Raw genomic sequence first — 14,509 nt, 5'->3', positions numbered from 1 at the left:
TCCATGGGTCGGAAGCGCGCCGACCTGGTGCTGGTCGAGCGCGGCCTCTTCGAAAGCCGCGCCAAGGCCCGGGCCGCCATCGAGGCGGGCCGGGTCAAGGCCGGCGGCGAGACGGTGCGCAGGCCCTCCGACCTGATCGAGACGGATGGCGAGATCGCTGCGGAACCCGCCTTTCCATGGGTCGGGCGTGCGGCGCTGAAGCTCGTCCACGCGCTGGATCTTTGGCCGGTCGCCGTCGCCGGACGACGCGTGCTCGATGTCGGCGCCTCGACCGGCGGATTCACCGAGGTCTGCCTCGACCGTGGCGCGGCCCATGTGGTCGCTGTCGACGTGGGGCGGGGCCAGCTGCATCCGCGCCTTCTCGGCGACCCGCGCGTGACCAGTCTGGAGGCTCAGGACGCGCGCGAACTGACGCCCGAACACATCGGGGCTGCGCCTGACGTGGTTGTCTGCGACGCCAGCTTCATCTCGCTCGCCAAGGTCCTGCCGCGGCCGCTGGAACTGGCTCGCCCCGGCGCAGACCTCGTGGCCCTGGTGAAGCCCCAGTTCGAGGTCGGGCGCGAAGGCGTCGCGAAGGGCGGCGTCGTCAAGGATGCGGCCCTGCGCGAGCGGGCCCTGCGCGAGGTCTGCGCCTTTCTCAAGGGGACGGGCTGGAACGTCCGTGCGAGCGCCGAAAGCCCCATCGCCGGCGGCGACGGCAATCTGGAATATCTCGTCTGGGCCACGAAAAAGCCGCCCGCCTGAGGCGGACGGCTCTTCGTCGAGCTCAGGGCGCTCAGGTCAGTCGACGACCTGATAGCGGCCCGAGGAGTCGCGGCAGACGCGGACGAAGCGCTTCTGCACCGAGCCGTCGGGCATGTAGATCGGGCTTTCGGCCACGCTGCAGCCGTCGGCGCCCGGGCGCTGGGCGATGGGGTAGGAGCGGCCATAGCGGTCGTAGGCGCTGCCGTAGTAGCCGCTGGGGTCGTAGCTGTTCGAATAGCCATAGCGGCCCTGGTCGTAGGACGAACCGTAGTAGCCGTTCGAGCCATAACCGGACCCGTAGCCAGAGCCATAACCGTAGGCGTTGGAGCTGTACTGGCCGTCGCCGTAATAGCCGTTGTAGGCGTCGTTGTCGTAGCTGTTGGAGCGGTAGCCCGGCGCGCAGGCGGCGCTGGAATTGCCGACGCCCGCGCCGATGGCCGCACCCAGCGCGCCGCCCAGCAGCGCGCCTTCGGTGCGCACGCCGCCGGCTGCGGCGTTGGAGCCGATGGCCGCGCCGATGGCGCCGCCGATCAGGGCGCCCGCCGTGCCGCGGTTGGTCTGGGCGCGGCGGCAGGGATCATAATAGGCGCCCGAGGAGCCGTAGTAGCCGCCCGACTGCGCCGAGGCGAAGGTGGGGACGGCGGCGCCGGCGGCCAGGGTGGCCAGGCCCGCGACCGCAGCGAGCGAGCCCTTCGCAATGGTGGAACGGTTGGACATCTCTGGCTCTCCCTTGAGCAACACGGCGAGGCGAACCTCGCGCCTTTCGCCGTGGACTATGGTCGGGCTTAGCTGAACGGCCGTTGAGCGCGCCGTTCATGTTCGTTCATCTTCGCTCAGGCCGGCCCGGCGCAGGCGGGAGTGGCCCGCGCGCGCGAAATGTGAAATGGCGAGGCCCATGCGAAGTTCCAAGCCGCCCCGCCGCGGCCCCCAGCGCCCCGCCGGCCCCGAACCCGAGACCGAAGTCGCGATCCTCGACATGGGTGGGGAGGGGGATGGCCTGGCCGAAGGCCCGGTCTATGTCCCCTTCACCCTGCCGGGCGAACGGGCGCGCGTCCGCGGTCGCGGCGAACGACGCCAGCTGGCGGAGCTGCTGAGCGCCAGCCCCGAGCGGGTCGAGCCGCCCTGTCCGCACTTCGGGACCTGCGGCGGCTGCGCCCTGCAGCACTGGGAGATGGCCTCCTATCTGGCCTGGAAGCGGGAGCGCCTCATCGGCACCCTGGCGCGCCAGCACATCGAGACGGAAGTCCTGCCGATCTTCGCCTCGCCGCCGGCCAGCCGCCGGCGCGTCGCCCTGCACGCCCGCCAGGGAAGTCGCGACGCCGCCCGGCTGGGCTACAAGATGCGCGCCTCCTGGGATCTGGTGACCATCGAGGCCTGCCCAATCGCCGATCCCAGGATCGTCACTGCGCTTCCGGCCCTGCGCCGGCTCGCCGCGCCCCTCTTCGAGCATCCGAAGTCGGCGCCGACCCTGCATGTGACCCTGACCGACCAGGGCCTGGACGTCGACATCTCCGGCGTGGAGCGCAAGAGCGGCGGCCTGTCGGCGGACGGCCGCATGCGCCTGGCGCAGGCTGCGGCGGAGGGCGGTCTGGCGCGGGTCAGCCTGGACGGCGAGATCGCCTATATGGATCAGCAGGCCCCCAGCGTCCGGCTCGGCCCGGCCCGCGTCTTCCTGCCGCCCGGCGCTTTCCTTCAGGCCACGCCCCAGGCCGAGGCCGCGATGCGCGCCTTCGTCATCGAGGCCGCGCAAGGGGCGGCGCAGATCGCCGACCTCTATTGCGGGGTGGGCACCTTCACCTTCGCTCTCGCCGAGATCGCCCCGGTCTACGCCGCCGACGGCGCGGCCGAAGCCGTGCGCGCCCTGACGACCGCCCTGGCCGGGGCGCCGGGGCTCAAGGGCGTGCGGGCCGAGGCGCGCGATCTCGTCCGCCGCCCCGTCCTGGCCGAGGAGCTCCGCAAGACCGACGTCGTCGTCTTCGACCCGCCGCGGGCCGGGGCCGCCGAACAGTCGGCGGAGATCGCCCGCTCCGCCGTCGGGCGCGCCATCGGCGTCTCCTGCAATCCGGCCACCTTCGGGCGCGACGCCCGCACCCTGATCGAGGCCGGGTTCCGGCTGGTGCGCGTGCTGCCGGTGGACCAGTTCCTCTGGTCCCCGCACGTGGAGCTGGTCGGCGTCTTCGAACGCTAGCCGAACAGGTCGATCTGGTCGCCGGCCCGGGGCGGCGGCGCGAAGCGGTCGAGGGCGAGGTCGGGCAGGTGGCGGTCGAGCCCATAGCGCCGACGGGCGGCGCGAAACCTCTGGGCCATCATCTGGGCCACCGGGCCCTGGCCCTTCATCCGCACGCCGAAGCGCGCATCATAGTCGCGCCCGCCGCGGATCTGCCGCACCAGGGAGGCGACCCGGCCAGCCCGGTCCGGGTGATCGGTCGCCAGCCACTCGTGGAACAGATCCTTGATCTCCAGGGGCAGGCGCAGGGCGACATAGCCGGCCCCGACGGCCCCCGCCTCGGCCGACCGTTCCAGGACCGCCTCCATCTCGTGGTCGTTCAGGCCCGGAATGCAGGGGGCGAACATGACGACGACGGGAACGCCGGCTTGGCTGAGGGTGCGCACCGCGGCCAATCGCCGTTCGGGCGTGGCGGCGCGGGGCTCCATGCTGCGGGCGAGCCGGCGGTTGAGTGTTGTGATGGAGATCGCCACGCGCACCAGATTGCGGCCAGCCATGTCCGCCAGTATGTCCGCGTCCCTCTGGATCAGGGCCGACTTGGTGATGATCGAGAAGGGATGGCCGAAGCGCTGCAGCACCTCCATCACCTGGCGGGTCACGCGAAGGTCCCGTTCCAGCGGCTGATAGGGATCGGTGTCGCCGCCGATGTGGATCACGCGCGGCTGATAACCCCTGGTCGAGAGCTCGGCTTCCAGCAGGGCGGCGGCGTCCGGCTTGAAGAAGAGGCGGCTTTCGAAGTCGAGGCCGGGCGACAGGCCCAGAAAGGCGTGCGCCGGTCGGGCATAGCAGTAGATGCAGCCGTGCTCGCAGCCGCGATAAGGGTTGATCGAGCGGTCGAAACCGACGTCGGGACTGGTGTTGCGCGCGATGATCGTCCTTGCCCGATCGGGCAGGACGCTCGTGCGCAGCTGCGCCGGCGCCTCGTCCTCCAGCGTCCAGCCGTCGTCGAAGGCCTCCCGCTTCAGCGAGTCGAAACGGCTGGTGGCGTTGGAGCGCGCGCCTCGCCCGCGCACCTGCTGTGTGAAGGTGGACATGGCGCCACCATAGGCGGTCGGATAGAACGGAACAAGAACATCAAAAGCGCATCTAATTGGTTGCGCGGAACGCCCCAATGTGCGACAAAACGAGCAACCAGGAGGTTGCTAATGTCTCAATCCATCGAGAGGTCCATCGACATCGAAGCGCCGGTCGAACGGGTCTGGACCGCGCTCACCGAGCCGGCTCAGTTCGGCGCATGGTTCCGCGTCCGCATCGACACCGGCTTCGCCGTCGGGGAGGAGGCGAGGGGGCAGATCCTCGTGCCGGGCTTCGAACACGTGCCGTGGGAGGTGCGCATCGTCGCCATGGAGGCGCCGCGTCTGTTCGCCTTCACCTGGCATCCCTATGCGGTCGAAGAGGGGGCCGACTATTCGGCCGAGACGCCGACGCGGGTCGAGTTCACCCTGACGCCGACCTCGACGGGGACGCGCCTGACAGTGGTAGAGTCGGGGTTCGAGAACATCCCCGAGCACCGCCGCGCCGAAGCCTTCCGCATGAACGAAGGCGGCTGGGCGGCTCAGGTGAAGAACATCAAGGCCTATGTCGAGACCTGAACCCGTCATGCCGGCCGCCGAGGCGGCGCCGATCTTTGCGGCCCTGGGCGATCCCACGAGGCTCGCCCTTCTCGCCCGCCTCAGCGACGGGGAGCATCGTTCGATCTCGGCGCTCGCCGCGGAAACGGACCTGACCCGTCAGGCCGTGACCAAGCATCTGCACGTTCTGGAGAAGGCCGGCCTGGTCCGGTGCGCACGCACGGGGCGGGAGACGCGCTACGCCTATCGGCCGGGCCCGCTGGGCGAGGCGCAGACCTACCTGCAGCAGGTCGCCGACCACTGGGAGGCCGCGCTCGGGCGGCTGAAAGCCCTTGTCGAGACGCCCGCCGATTGACGCGGGGACAGCCGCGCGGCTTGTAGCGGCATGATCTCCGTCATCGTTCCCGTCCCAGAGTCCGACGAAGCGCTGGCAGGCCTGTTCGCCGTCCTCGTGCCGGCGGCGGTCGAAGGCCTGGTGCGGGACGTCGTCGTGGTCGGCGGCGACGCCTCCGGGGCCACCGCTCTGTTGTGCGAAGACGCCGGGGCGCGACTGGTCGGCGGCGCGATCAGCGATGCGGCGCAGGCTGTGAGGGGCGACTGGCTTCTGCTCGTCGCGCCGGAGATGCGGTTCGTCAGCCGCTGGCGCGAGGCGCTGGCCGATCATGTCGCCGGTTCGACGCGGCCCGCCCTGGTCCTGCCGCCGGTGGAATCCGGCTGGCTTGCGGCCTTCGGCCGGTCGCAGCGCGCGGGGCTGCTGATCCGAAAGCGCGATTTCGGCCAGCCGGAAGGCGATCTGAACCGTCTGCGCCGTCGGTTCGGCCGCGGCGCGGTCCGGCTGGGCTAGAATTTCATCCGGGCGTCGAAGTCGAGGCGGGCGTCGATGATGCGGGCGCCGGCGGCCGCCGCGTCCAGGGTCTTGCACGTCTCGCCGAAGTGCTCGCGATAGGCCCAGTAGGCGGCGATCACCTTCTCGACATAGTTGCGCGTCTCCACCGAGGGCAGGCACTCGATGACCAGCAGGCTGTCGGCGGTCTCGCCGACCATCTGGCGCGTCTTCTGCAGCGTGCCGGGACCGCCGTTATAGGCCGCCACCACCTGCAGCAGATCGTAGCCCACGCCGCGCTCCATCAGCCAGGTGAGGTAGTCCTGGCCGACGCGGAGGTTGAAGGCGGGATCGAAGAGCGGGGTCATGTCGCTCTTCAGCTTGTCGTCGCCCGCCGCGCGCGCCGCCGCGTCCGGCATCAGCTGCATCAGGCCGACCGCGCCGGCGGGCGAGACGGCGGCGGGATTGAACCGGCTCTCCTGGTTGACGATCGCGTAGACGAGCGCCTTGTCGATGGTGAAGCCCCATTTGGGCTCCAGCGCCGGCGTCGGATAGGCGAAGGCGGCGCGCACGCCCCGGGCCGAGCGGGTGTCGGCCTGAGAGGTGAGGGGGGCGTTCAGCGCCAGGGCCAGCGTCGTCCAGCGCGCGCGCTCGATCTCGTTGCGGGCGAGCATCAGGCCGGCGCGCAGCTCGAGCCCCGCCTCCATCGCAAGTCCGACCTGACTGAGCGCCACCGCACGGTGGGCGCGCGGGTCGCTCTTGGCGAAGCGCAAGGTGTCGACGCCCCCGCCCGTGCTGGCGGCCGGCTGATAGAAGGGGGAGCGGCGGCCCGCCTGGGACAGGCGCAAGGGCGCTTCGTCGGCGGTCAGCGCCAGACGGCGTTCGGCGATCTTGCCGTAGAAGGTTTCGGGGTGCTGCGAGGCGACGCGCAGATGCGCCACCGCGCGATCGGCTTCTTCGGTCTTGGCGGCGGCTCTCGCGGCCCAGAAGCCGCCGGCGGCCCGCAGCCACGGCCCTTCCTCCTCGTCGCGGGCGACGGCGCTGAAGAAGCCCTCGGCCTCTTCGTAGCGGCCCAGGCGATAGGCGGACATGCCGGCGATCCACCGTTCGCCGGCGTCGGCCGCCAGGGTGAAAGCCCGCTCCACATCGCCGCCATAGAAGGCCTCGCGGGCCGAGCGGCCCTTGTCGGAGTTCAGCCGTCCGCCGACGGTCTGGGCGGCCTTTTCCACGCGGCCCCAGTCGAGGCCGGTGACGACGGGCGCGCGCGGGGCGGGCGCGCCGGCGGGCTTGCGCCGCAGCGCCAGGGCGTGGACCCGCTCGGCGCCCGGAAGATCGGCATAGGCCGCCAGCCAGTCCCGCAACTCCTCATAGGCCGAGGTGTGGGCGGTCGGGTGCATCAGCTGGCGGAAGGCGATATGGCCGGCGAGGGAACGATCCTTCAGCTCGGTCATTTGCATCTGGGCTTCGATGAAGTCGCCGCGGTCGACGGCGGCGAACGCGGCCTTGTACCGGGCGACGTCCCAGGGCGAGAGAACCTGCACCGCCGCCCAGGCCTGGCCGCCGGCGCCCATCAGGCCTGCGGCCGTGGCCGCGCCCATGCCGAGCCGGAAAAGCTGCCGTCGCGTCGAAGTCGTCATCCGACCTTCCACAAGCCTCGGCTCGCGCCGCCGCTCATGGCCCCCTTTTCGATGCTGCGACAAGGTCTAGTGGGGGCGCTCCGGCCGATCAAGCCTTTGCACCAGAGAGAGGATGTCGCTCCACGCCTTCTTCTTCGCCGCCGGCTGGCGGAGCAGGAAGGCCGGATGAAGCGTCGGCATGGCGGGCAGTTCGAGGCGCTCATCGGCCGAGCGCCATTCGAACCAGCGGCCGCGCATCGAGAGGATGCCTTCTTCCCGGCGCAGCATGGCCTTGGCCGACGCGCCGCCGAGGAGCAGGAGCATCTTGGGCCGCACGAGTTCGATGGCGCGCTCCACGAAGGGGGCGCAGGCGGCCTGTTCGGCGGGCGTCGGGGTGCGGTTGCCCGGCGGCCGCCAGAAGACGGTGTTGGTGATGAAGACGCGGTCGGTCAGTCCGGCGGCGGCGAGCATGCGGTCGAGCAGCTGGCCGGCGCGCCCCACGAACGGCTCGCCGCGCGCGTCCTCCTCCGCTCCGGGACCCTCGCCGACGATCATGACGGGCGCGTCGGGGGCGCCGCGGCTGAACACCGCCTGGCGGGCGGCGCCCTCGAAGCGGATCGGACAGCCCTCATAGGCCTCGATGGCCGCCTTGAGCGCGGCCAGGTCGCCGGCGGCGGCGGCCAGGCTCCGCGCCTCGGCGGCCGCGGCTGCGACGTCAGGCCGCGCGCCGGGGGCGGGCGGCGCGCGCAGGGCGGTGGGCGGCGGCGGCTCGGCCCGGCGCGGCGGCGGTGCGAGACCGGCGGCGATCCGGTCCACGGGCGCGTCCAGAAAGAGCGAATCGACCCCGGCGTCCGCCCAGAAGGCCAGCAGGCTTTCGGCCAGGGCGCGATCGGCGGGCGGGGCGGTCTGGGGCATGCGGGGGGTCGAAAGTCCTGCGTTTCGCGGGGTTTGTCCTTGACCGCGCGGGTCTCACCTTCCGATAAGACGCGCGACGGATCAACAACGTCGGCGAGGGTGAGGGGCCCCGACCGGCGGCAAGAGGAGTGACAGGGGACATGAGCGAAGACGTCGAACGGGAGTCCATGGAGTACGACGTCGTCATCGTGGGCGCGGGGCCGGCCGGCCTGGCGGCCTCGATCCGCCTGAAACAGCTCGCCGCCGAAGCCGGGACCGAGGTCAGCGTCGCCGTGCTGGAAAAGGGCTCCGAGGTCGGCGCCCACATCCTGTCGGGCGCGGTCATCGACCCGATCGCCATCAATGAGCTGATCCCCGACTGGAAGGAGCAGGGCGCGCCGCTCGAGACGCCGGTCAAGAAGGACAAGTTCATCTTCCTGGGACCGCAGGGCGAACTCGACATCACCTGGCTGCCCATGCCGAAGTTCATGATGAACCACGGCAACTACATCGCCTCGCTGGGCAATGTGTGCCGCTGGCTCGGCCAGCAGGCCGAGGCGCTGGGCGTCGAGATCTATCCCGGCATGGCCGCCTCCGACCTCGTCTACAACGAGGACGGCTCGGTGAAGGGCGTCGTCGCCGGCGTCTTCGGCATCGACAAGGACGGCGAGAAGACGGCGGACTACCAGCCGGGCGTCGAGCTGCACGCCAAGTACACCTTCATCGGCGAAGGCGTCCGCGGTTCGCTCGCCAAGCAGCTGATCGGCAAGTTCGACCTCGCCAAGGGCAAGGAGCCGCAGAAGTTCGGCATCGGCCTGAAGGAGCTGTGGCAGGTCCCCGACGACAAGTTCCAGCCGGGCCTGGTGCAGCACACCCTGGGCTGGCCGCTCGACGACAAGACCGGCGGCGGCAGCTTCATGTATCACTTCGGGGACAACTACGTGGCCATCGGCTTCGTGGTGCACCTGAACTACCAGAACCCGTGGCTGTCGCCGTTCGACGAGTTCCAGCGCTTCAAGCAGCATCCGGCGGTCCGTCCGCATCTGGAGGGCGGCAAGCGCATCGCCTATGGGGCGCGCGCCATCACCGAGGGCGGCTACCAGTCGGTGCCGAAGCTGTTCTTCCCCGGCGGCGCCCTCATCGGCTGCTCGGCGGGCTTCGTGAACGTGCCGCGGATCAAGGGCAGCCACAACGCCATGAAGACCGGCATGCTGGCCGCCGAGGCCGCCTTCGCCGCCATCCAGGGCGGCCGCCAGGGCGACGAACTGGTCGAGTATGAACAGGCCTACAAGAGCTCCTGGGTCGCCAAGGAGCTCAAGCTGGTCCGCAACGCCAAGCCGCTGCTGGCGCGCTTCGGCACGGCGCTCGGCATGATGCTCGGCGGCGTCGACATGACGATCACCAGCCTGACCGGCGGCTTCTCCTTCTTCGGAACGATGAAGCACAAGAAGACCGACGCGGCCTCCACCGGCCTGGCCAAGGACCACAAGCCGATCGTCTATCCGAAGCCGGACAACGAGATCAGCTTCGACAAGCTGTCCTCGGTCTTCCTGTCGGCCACAAACCACGACGAGAACCAGCCGGCGCACCTGAAGCTGAAGGACCCGTCGGTCCCGATCGAGGTGAACCTGCCGAAGTTCGGCGAGCCGGCGCGCCTCTACTGCCCGGCGGGCGTCTACGAGGTGCTCTACGACGACAACGGGCAGAACCCGAAGTTCCAGATCAACTTCCAGAACTGCGTCCACTGCAAGACCTGCGACATCAAGGATCCGTCCCAGAACATCAACTGGACGACCCCGCAGGGCGGCGACGGACCGAACTATCCCAACATGTGACCGGACGCCGCTTGCGGCGCACGGCCGGAAAGGAAACCCTGCGGGGATGCGTCTTCGATCTCTGACCCTGGCGGTCTCCGCTCTCGTCCTTTCGGCCTGCGCTGCGACGGCGCCCGCCAGCCCGCCGGTCTCGCAGGACTGGGCGGGCCGCTCGCCCTACGGCCTCTTCCTGGCGGGGCAGGCCGCGCTCAGCGACGGCGAGAGCGTGCAGGCCGCCGACTATTTCGGCCGCGCAGCCGAGGAGAGCGGCGTCGGCGTGCTGGACGAGCGCGCCTTCACCGCCGCCGTGCTCAGCGGCGACATCGACATGGCCGTGCGCATGGCGCCGACCGAGGCCGACGCTTCCGAAGCGGCCAAGCGCCTGGCGCGCCTCGTGCGCGCCGTCGACGCCATGGCCCATGGCGACGGCCGCGAGGCCTACACCCTGCTCACCGCCCAGGAGATCGGTTTCCCGCACCGCACGGCTGCGGCCCTGCTCACGCCCTGGGCCGCGGCTCAGGCCGGCGACCGTCAGGGCGCCATCGTCCGGCCCGACGTGCCCAACGACAAGCTGGTGGAGTTCTTCGGCCTGCTGGGCCAGGCCTACCAGTACGAGCGGCTGCGGCGCTTCGACGAGGCCGAGACCGACTTCAAGGCCCTGACCGCCGAGCCCGAGGCCGCGCCCATGATGGTCCTGGCGCATGGCGAGTTCCTGGAGCGGCGGGGCCGGCGGGACGAGGCCGTGGCCCTCTACGACCGCGGCCTCCTGGCCTATCCCCGCGACGCCCTGCTGACGGCCGCGCGGGCGCGCGCCGCCGATCGCCGCGCCGCTCCGCCGCCGCCGACGCCGAAGGAGGGCGCCGCCCAGGCCCTGCTGACGCCTGCCGCGGCCATGCTGGCGGCGCGCCAGAGCCAGTTCGCCCTGGTCTATCTGCGCCTGGCCCTCCACCTCGACCCAGAGCGGACGGACGCCTGGCTCATGGTGGGCGACCTGATGGCCGCGGCGGGCGACCTGCAGGCGGCGCGCGAAGCCTATGCCCGCGCCGAGCCCGGAACGCCGGAATATCCCGCGGCCCAGAGCAAGCTCGCCTGGAGCTACCAGAATGCGGACGAGCCGGAGAGGGCGCTGGAGATCGCACGCCAGGCCGCCGCCGATGGCGACCCCACGGCGCTCCTCACCCTGTCGGACCTGCTGCGGACCAATGAACGGTATGCGGAGGCCATTCCGCCGCTGACCCGGCTAATCGAGGAAAGCCCGGCGCCGGACTGGCGTCTGCTGTTCGGCCGCGGCGCGGCCTATGAGCGGATGGGCGCCTGGCCGCAGGCCGAGGCGGACCTGCAGGCGGCGCTGGAGCTCAACCCGGACGAACCCGACATCCTGAACTACCTCGCCTATGGCTGGATCGACCGCGGCGAGCGGCTCGAGGAGGCCATGGAGATGGTCGAGCGCGCCGTGGCGTCGAACCCCCGGTCCGGCGCCATGATCGACACGCTCGGCTGGGGCTATTATCGCCTCGGCGAATACGACAAGGCGGTGGAGAAGCTCGAGGAAGCCGTCGAACTCGAGGCGGGCGATCCTGAGATCAACAACCACCTCGGCGACGCCTACTGGCAGGTCGGCCGCCGGGACGAGGCCGTCTTCCAGTGGCGCCGCGTCCTGACGCTGGATCCGGACAAGCGCATCCGGGCCGACGCCGAAGCCAAGCTCGCCTCCCGCGCCGGTCCGGGCGTTCGCCAGACGGCGGCCGCGCCGACGAAGTAGAGCCATGCCGGCCATGTTCGGAACCGCCTTCGCGCCCGCCAAGGTGAACCTGTTCCTGCACGTCGGTCCGCCCGACGGCGACGGCTATCATCCCATCGCCTCGCTGCTCGCCTTCGCCGACATCGGCGACCGGGTCTCCGTGGCCCCGGCCGAGGCGATGAGCTTCCGGCTCAGCGGCCCGTTCGGCGCCGGCCTGGAGGGGGAGGGACGCAATCTCGTCCTCCGCGCGGCTGAGGCCCTGATCCAGGCCGGCAGGCGGCCCGTGGCGCCGGTCGCCCTGATCCTGGAAAAGAACCTGCCGATCGCGGCGGGACTTGGCGGGGGCTCCAGCGACGCCGGCGCGACGCTCAGGCTGCTGCGCGGCGCATGGGGACTGGACCTGAGCGACGACGCCCTGCAGGGGCTCGCCGCAGCCTTGGGCGCCGATGGAGCCGCCTGTCTCTGGGGCGCGCCGGTCATGGCGGAGGGGCGCGGCGAGCGCCTGTCGCCCGCGCCGGGCCTGCCGGATCTTCCGGCCGTGCTCGTCAATCCGGGCGTCCCGGCGCCGACCGGCGCGGTCTATGGCGCCTTCGACGACCTGGGCCGCTTCGGCGTCGTCGAGGCTCCGCCCTTGCCCGAAGCGTTCGAAAGCGCCGAGGAGCTGGCGGCCTGGCTGTCGGCGCAGCGCAACGATCTCGAGGCCGCCGCGATCCGCGTTGCGCCGCCGATCGGCGATGTCCTGGAGGCCCTGTCCGGCGAGGCTGAAACCCTGCTCGCCCGCATGTCGGGTTCCGGGGCCACCTGTTTCGCCCTCTGCACGGGCGATTTCGAGGCCGAGCAGCTGGCCGAGCGGCTTCAGGCCCTGCGCCCCGACTGGTGGGTCCGCCGCTGCCGGCTGGGCGGGCCCTGGCGCAGCCGCGACGAATCCCCGTCCTGAAGCCGAAAACGAAGCGGGGGCCCCGAAGGACCCCCGCCGTTACGCGTCGTTTCCGGGACGCCGACTATTCGTGCAGGGATTCGCCGTGCAGCGACATGTCGAGCCCTTCCACTTCCTCTTCCTCGGAGACCCGCAGCCCGGTGGTGAACTTGCAGATCATCAGGATGATGAAGCTGGCGACCGCCGACCAGACGATGGTCGCGACGACGCCATAGGCCTGGGTGACCACGCTGGCGCCTTCGCCGGCGCTGTTGATGGCCGGATCGGCCAGGGCCCCGGTGAGCAGGGCGCCGACGAGGCCGGCGATGCCGTGCACGCCGAAGGCGTCGAGGCTGTCGTCGTACTTCAGCATCTTCTTCAGCCAGACCGCGCCCACATAGGCCGCCGCACCGCCGACGATGCCGATGATCAGCGCGCCTTGCGGGTTCACGAAGCCGGCGGCCGGGGTGACGGCCACGAGGCCGGCGACGGCGCCCGAGGCGAGACCCAGCATGCCGGGCTTCTTGCGCTCGACCCACTCGATGATCATCCACGACAGGGCGGCGCCGGCGGCGGCGACCTGGGTGTTCAGCATGGCCGCGGCGGCGAGGCCGTCAGCCGCCCATTCCGAGCCGGCGTTGAAGCCGAACCAGCCCACCCACAGCAGGCTCGCGCCGATCATGGTGTAGACGAGGTTGTGCGGCGCCATGTTGTCGGCGCCGTAGCCCTTGCGGCGGCCGAGCACGAGGGCGCAGACCAGGCCGGCCACGCCGGCGTTGATGTGCACGACCGTGCCGCCGGCGAAGTCGAGGACGCCTTCCGAACCGAGGAAGCCGCCGCCCCACACCCAGTGGCAGATCGGCGCGTAGACGAAGATCGACCACAGGCCCATGAACAGCAGCATGGCCGAGAACTTCATCCGCTCGGCGAAGGCGCCGGCGATGAGGGCGGGGGTGATGATGGCGAAGGTCAGCTGGAACATGATCCAGAGGAACTCCGGCAGGCCCGCCGTGGCCGCGTGCGCGGTCTCGATGGTCACGCCGTTCAGGAAGATCACGTCGAAGCTGCCGATCCAGGCGTTGAGGCTCTCGCTCGGATTGGTGCCGAAGGCCAGGCCGTAGCCGATCGCCATCCAGGTCACGGTGACCAGGGCGGTGATGGCGAAGGACTGGGCGACGGTGGCGATGACGTTCTTCCGGCGGACCATGCCGCCATAGAACAGGGCCAGGCCCGGAATGGTCATCAGCAGGACCAGGCAGCTGGAGACCAGGATCCAGCCGGTCGCGGCGGGATCGAGCTCCAGCGGCTGCTGGTGGGGCATCAGATTGGCGGGGGCGGCGGCCTCTTCGGCCGGCGCTTCCTCGGCCGGCGCGGCCTCGACGGGCGGCGCCTCGGCCGCCGGAGCGGCTTCGGCCGGCGCTTCGGCCGCCGGCGCCTCCGCGGGGGGCGGCGCGGCCTCTTCCTGCGCCCAGGCCGAGGCGGCGGGCGCCCCGACGATGGCGGCGGCGAGCATCAGCCCCGCCAGCCGGTTGAACCTCAATGACAGCATGTTCTTTATCCCCTTGTCCCGTTCAGTTGCTTAGAGGGCGGCCGATCCGGTCTCGCCGGTGCGGATGCGCACCGCCTCCTCGACATTGACGACGAAGATCTTGCCGTCGCCGATCTTGCCCGTGGCGGCCGCAGCCTTGATCGCCTCCACGGCCTTGGCGGCCGCAGCGTCGTCGACGACCGCCTCGAGCTTGACCTTGGGCACGAAGTTCACCTGGTACTCCGCGCCGCGATAGATCTCGGTCTGCCCCTTCTGGCGTCCGTAGCCCTTCACTTCCGAAACCGTCAGCCCTTCGACGCCGGCGGCGACGAGCGCTTCGCGCACATCGTCCAGCTTGAAGGGTTTGACGATCGCCATGATCAGTTTCATCCGCTCGCTACCGCACAGGCGTTTCGCGCCGCGCGTCCCCTTGTTTTGGCTCGCCGTCACCAAGCCCCCATGGCCTCGAACCCGACGGTGTCGGCTGACGGCAATGGCGACGCTAGCCAGGGGGAGCCGCTGGAGGGCGCGTGCGGCGGCTTGCGATTAGGGAAAGCTGAACGCTGTTCTAAAAACGGGCAGTCGTTCGGGGGGTATGATCAAAATGGCGGCGCCAATTGCCTCCTGAGTTGGCG

At 70.8% G+C, this 14,509-nt stretch carries 14 protein-coding genes; 8 read left to right on the top strand and 6 right to left on the bottom strand.

What is annotated here, in order from left to right; translation table 11 throughout:
* Positions 1-3: 3 nt before the first annotated feature.
* Positions 4-744, top strand: coding sequence for a TlyA family RNA methyltransferase (locus H2041_RS04715; protein ID WP_293409990.1), 741 nt, complete (start codon positions 4-6; stop codon positions 742-744).
* Between the two features lie 36 nt (positions 745-780).
* On the opposite strand, the gene H2041_RS04710 is transcribed toward H2041_RS04715, so the two are convergent.
* A complete protein-coding gene (locus H2041_RS04710) occupies positions 781-1,461 on the bottom strand; it encodes a hypothetical protein (RefSeq protein WP_293409988.1) in 681 nt (226 codons plus the stop codon).
* Positions 1,462-1,720: 259 nt separating this feature from the next.
* Here H2041_RS04710 and H2041_RS04705 point away from each other — a divergent pair, with 259 nt between their 5' ends.
* Positions 1,721-2,932 carry a class I SAM-dependent RNA methyltransferase gene (locus H2041_RS04705; protein WP_293410086.1) on the top strand — a complete coding sequence of 404 codons (1,212 nt, stop codon included), beginning with the start codon at positions 1,721-1,723 and terminating at the stop codon, positions 2,930-2,932.
* Here H2041_RS04705 and H2041_RS04700 read toward each other — a convergent pair.
* Positions 2,929-4,005 carry a PA0069 family radical SAM protein gene (locus tag H2041_RS04700; protein ID WP_293409986.1) on the bottom strand — a complete coding sequence of 359 codons (1,077 nt, stop codon included), beginning with the start codon at positions 4,003-4,005 and terminating at the stop codon, positions 2,929-2,931. The genes H2041_RS04705 and H2041_RS04700 overlap by 4 nt on opposite strands.
* 111 nt (positions 4,006-4,116) lie before the next feature.
* Here H2041_RS04700 and H2041_RS04695 point away from each other — a divergent pair, with 111 nt between their 5' ends.
* From H2041_RS04695 to H2041_RS04685, 3 genes are read left to right on the top strand one after another with little or no spacing between them, the layout of a single operon-like run.
* Positions 4,117-4,563 (top strand): SRPBCC family protein, encoded by a 447-nt coding sequence (locus H2041_RS04695; protein ID WP_293409984.1) that lies wholly within the window; start codon positions 4,117-4,119, stop codon positions 4,561-4,563.
* Positions 4,550-4,897, top strand: a complete 348-nt coding sequence (locus H2041_RS04690; RefSeq protein ID WP_293409982.1) for a helix-turn-helix transcriptional regulator — start codon at positions 4,550-4,552, stop codon at positions 4,895-4,897. The genes H2041_RS04695 and H2041_RS04690 overlap by 14 nt, the downstream gene beginning before the upstream one ends.
* Before the next feature lie 30 nt (positions 4,898-4,927).
* Entirely contained in the window at positions 4,928-5,386 is a 459-nt protein-coding gene (locus tag H2041_RS04685; RefSeq protein ID WP_293409979.1) for a cell wall biosynthesis glycosyltransferase, read from the top strand.
* Here H2041_RS04685 and H2041_RS04680 read toward each other — a convergent pair.
* Together H2041_RS04680 and H2041_RS04675 are read right to left on the bottom strand one after the other, a co-directional pair.
* A complete protein-coding gene (locus H2041_RS04680; protein ID WP_293409976.1) occupies positions 5,383-7,002 on the bottom strand; it encodes a lytic transglycosylase domain-containing protein in 1,620 nt (539 codons plus the stop codon). The genes H2041_RS04685 and H2041_RS04680 overlap by 4 nt on opposite strands.
* Positions 7,003-7,068: 66 nt before the next feature.
* A complete protein-coding gene (locus H2041_RS04675) occupies positions 7,069-7,896 on the bottom strand; it encodes a uracil-DNA glycosylase (RefSeq protein ID WP_293409974.1) in 828 nt (275 codons plus the stop codon).
* A 140-nt stretch (positions 7,897-8,036) separates the two neighbouring features.
* Here H2041_RS04675 and H2041_RS04670 point away from each other — a divergent pair, with 140 nt between their 5' ends.
* Genes H2041_RS04670 through H2041_RS04660 form a run of 3 tightly spaced genes read left to right on the top strand, consistent with a single transcriptional unit; the run spans position 8,037 to position 12,367 of the window.
* Positions 8,037-9,710, top strand: a complete 1,674-nt coding sequence (locus tag H2041_RS04670) for an electron transfer flavoprotein-ubiquinone oxidoreductase (RefSeq protein ID WP_293409973.1) — start codon at positions 8,037-8,039, stop codon at positions 9,708-9,710.
* A 46-nt stretch (positions 9,711-9,756) separates the two neighbouring features.
* Positions 9,757-11,451, top strand: a complete 1,695-nt coding sequence (locus tag H2041_RS04665) for a tetratricopeptide repeat protein (RefSeq protein ID WP_293409971.1) — start codon at positions 9,757-9,759, stop codon at positions 11,449-11,451.
* A 13-nt stretch (positions 11,452-11,464) separates the two neighbouring features.
* Entirely contained in the window at positions 11,465-12,367 is a 903-nt protein-coding gene (locus H2041_RS04660) for a 4-(cytidine 5'-diphospho)-2-C-methyl-D-erythritol kinase (RefSeq protein ID WP_293410084.1), read from the top strand.
* 64 nt (positions 12,368-12,431) lie between these two features.
* Here H2041_RS04660 and H2041_RS04655 read toward each other — a convergent pair whose 3' ends face one another.
* Complete coding sequence (locus tag H2041_RS04655; RefSeq protein ID WP_293409969.1) at positions 12,432-13,895, bottom strand: ammonium transporter; 1,464 nt, start codon at positions 13,893-13,895, stop codon at positions 12,432-12,434.
* 30 nt (positions 13,896-13,925) lie between these two features.
* Complete coding sequence (locus H2041_RS04650) at positions 13,926-14,264, bottom strand: P-II family nitrogen regulator (RefSeq protein WP_293409967.1); 339 nt, start codon at positions 14,262-14,264, stop codon at positions 13,926-13,928.
* Between the last annotated feature and the right edge of the window lie 245 nt (positions 14,265-14,509).

This window comes from Phenylobacterium sp., from assembly GCF_013911965.1.
GTDB lineage: Bacteria > Pseudomonadota > Alphaproteobacteria > Caulobacterales > Caulobacteraceae > Phenylobacterium.
The sequence above is the reverse complement of the archived record's forward strand: the minus strand, read 5'-3'. Positions and strand labels throughout refer to the sequence as shown.

Excerpts from the sequence above, each read along its gene's own strand:
- H2041_RS04715 (WP_293409990.1), top strand. The coding sequence starts at position 4 with ATGGGTCGGAAGCGCGCCGACCTGGTGCTGGTCGAGCGCGGCCTCTTC.
- H2041_RS04710 (WP_293409988.1), bottom strand. The coding sequence starts at position 1,461 with ATGTCCAACCGTTCCACCATTGCGAAGGGCTCGCTCGCTGCGGTCGCG.
- H2041_RS04705 (WP_293410086.1), top strand. The coding sequence starts at position 1,721 with ATGGGTGGGGAGGGGGATGGCCTGGCCGAAGGCCCGGTCTATGTCCCC.
- H2041_RS04700 (WP_293409986.1), bottom strand. The coding sequence starts at position 4,005 with ATGTCCACCTTCACACAGCAGGTGCGCGGGCGAGGCGCGCGCTCCAAC.
- H2041_RS04695 (WP_293409984.1), top strand. The coding sequence starts at position 4,117 with ATGTCTCAATCCATCGAGAGGTCCATCGACATCGAAGCGCCGGTCGAA.
- H2041_RS04690 (WP_293409982.1), top strand. The coding sequence starts at position 4,550 with ATGTCGAGACCTGAACCCGTCATGCCGGCCGCCGAGGCGGCGCCGATC.
- H2041_RS04685 (WP_293409979.1), top strand. The coding sequence starts at position 4,928 with ATGATCTCCGTCATCGTTCCCGTCCCAGAGTCCGACGAAGCGCTGGCA.
- H2041_RS04680 (WP_293409976.1), bottom strand. The coding sequence starts at position 7,002 with ATGACGACTTCGACGCGACGGCAGCTTTTCCGGCTCGGCATGGGCGCG.
- H2041_RS04675 (WP_293409974.1), bottom strand. The coding sequence starts at position 7,896 with ATGCCCCAGACCGCCCCGCCCGCCGATCGCGCCCTGGCCGAAAGCCTG.
- H2041_RS04670 (WP_293409973.1), top strand. The coding sequence starts at position 8,037 with ATGAGCGAAGACGTCGAACGGGAGTCCATGGAGTACGACGTCGTCATC.
- H2041_RS04665 (WP_293409971.1), top strand. The coding sequence starts at position 9,757 with ATGCGTCTTCGATCTCTGACCCTGGCGGTCTCCGCTCTCGTCCTTTCG.
- H2041_RS04660 (WP_293410084.1), top strand. The coding sequence starts at position 11,465 with ATGTTCGGAACCGCCTTCGCGCCCGCCAAGGTGAACCTGTTCCTGCAC.
- H2041_RS04655 (WP_293409969.1), bottom strand. The coding sequence starts at position 13,895 with ATGCTGTCATTGAGGTTCAACCGGCTGGCGGGGCTGATGCTCGCCGCC.
- H2041_RS04650 (WP_293409967.1), bottom strand. The coding sequence starts at position 14,264 with ATGAAACTGATCATGGCGATCGTCAAACCCTTCAAGCTGGACGATGTG.